Here is a 1,401-nt window from a genome sequence, read left to right as displayed (position 1 = left end):
GCAACCTCAACCTCGGCGGCGGCAACGTCGGCAACCAAAACCTCGGCAGCGGCAACAAGGGCGACACCAACCTCGGCAATGGAAACACCGGCAACGCCAACGGGGGCAACGGCAATTTCGGCAACCAGAACCTGGGCAGCGGAAACGTCGGCAGCACTAACGTCGGGAGCGGAAACTTCGGCAGCGGAAACGTCGGCAGCGGAAACATCGGCAACAACAACGTTGGCACCGGAAACCTCGGCGGCGGCAACATCGGTAACGGGAACAACGGCGTCGGCAATATGGGCAGCGGCAACCGCGGCCAGGGCAACATGGGCTTCGGGAACCGGGGCAACAACAACGTTGGCGCCGCCAACTCCGGTAACCACGACTTCGGTTTCGGCAATACGGGCAACAACGACATCGGGTTTGGGCTCACGGGTGACAACCAGATCGGCTTCGGCGCACTGAATTCCGGCAGCGGCAACCTCGGCTTCGGCAACTCGGGCACCGGGAACATCGGCTTCTTCAACTCGGGCACCGGAAACGTCGGCTTCTTCAACTCGGGGACCGGCAATTTCGGCTTCGGCAACGGCGGGGACACCAGTACCGGTTTCTGGAACGGTGGTTCGGTCAACACCGGCTTCGGCAACGGCGGCGCCGAGAACTTGGGATGGGGCAACGCCGGCCTCGCCAACGTGGGTTACGGGAACGCGGGCGACCTGAACATGGGCTTCGGAAACTCCGGCGCCGTCAACACGGGCAGCGGAAACTCGGGAGCGTTTGACACGGGTGACTTCAACTCGGGATCCAATAACACGGGCTGGGCGAACGTGGGGAACACCAACACGGGTGGCTTCAACTCGGGAAGCCTGAACACCGGCTTCGGTAGCGTCGTCACCCAGCTGGGGGTCACAAGTTCGGGCTTCGGCAATGCCTCTGGTTCCTCCGGCTTTTTCAACTCGAGCTCCAGCTCGTCGGGCTTCTTTAACACCGGAGTCGCGTTCAACTCCGGTTTCGAGAACACGGGCGTCTTTGGCGCCGGCATCCAAAACTCGGGCGACTTCAATGCGGGCATCGCGAACTCCGGCTTCGAGAGCGCGGGCATCGCCACGACTGGGGACTTCGACGGGGGCATCGCCGACTCCGGCATCGAGAGCTCGGGTTTCTTCAACAGGCGTGACGCGCAGTCGGGCTTCTTCAACTAAAGGACGTGTGATGAGTTTTTTGGTGTTGCCGCCGGAGGTTAATTCGGCGAATTTGTACTTGAGCGGTGCGGGGCCGGGTCCGATGTTGGATGCGGCGGCGGCGTGGGAGGGTTTGGCGGGTGAGTTGGGTTCGGCGGCTTCGTCTTTCGGTTCGGTGACGTCGGGGTTGGTGGGGGTGGGGTGGCAGGGTCCGGCGGCAATGGCGATGGCGCGG

General features: G+C 63.0%; 1 protein-coding gene and 1 pseudogene. Both read left to right on the top strand.

Annotated elements, in window-relative coordinates; all coding sequences use genetic code 11:
• Positions 1-1,187 (top strand): annotated as a pseudogene (locus tag N415_RS24990) (hypothetical protein); the annotation flags it as partial.
• Between the two features lie 10 nt (positions 1,188-1,197).
• The coding region (locus N415_RS31010) for a PPE domain-containing protein (protein ID WP_152531565.1) at positions 1,198-1,401 on the top strand (204 nt) is incomplete at its 3' end.

Origin of the sequence: Mycobacterium sp. UM_CSW (assembly GCF_000455205.1) — a bacterium.
Taxonomy (GTDB): Bacteria; Actinomycetota; Actinomycetes; order Mycobacteriales; family Mycobacteriaceae; genus Mycobacterium.
This window is presented reverse-complemented; position numbering and strand designations above follow the sequence as displayed.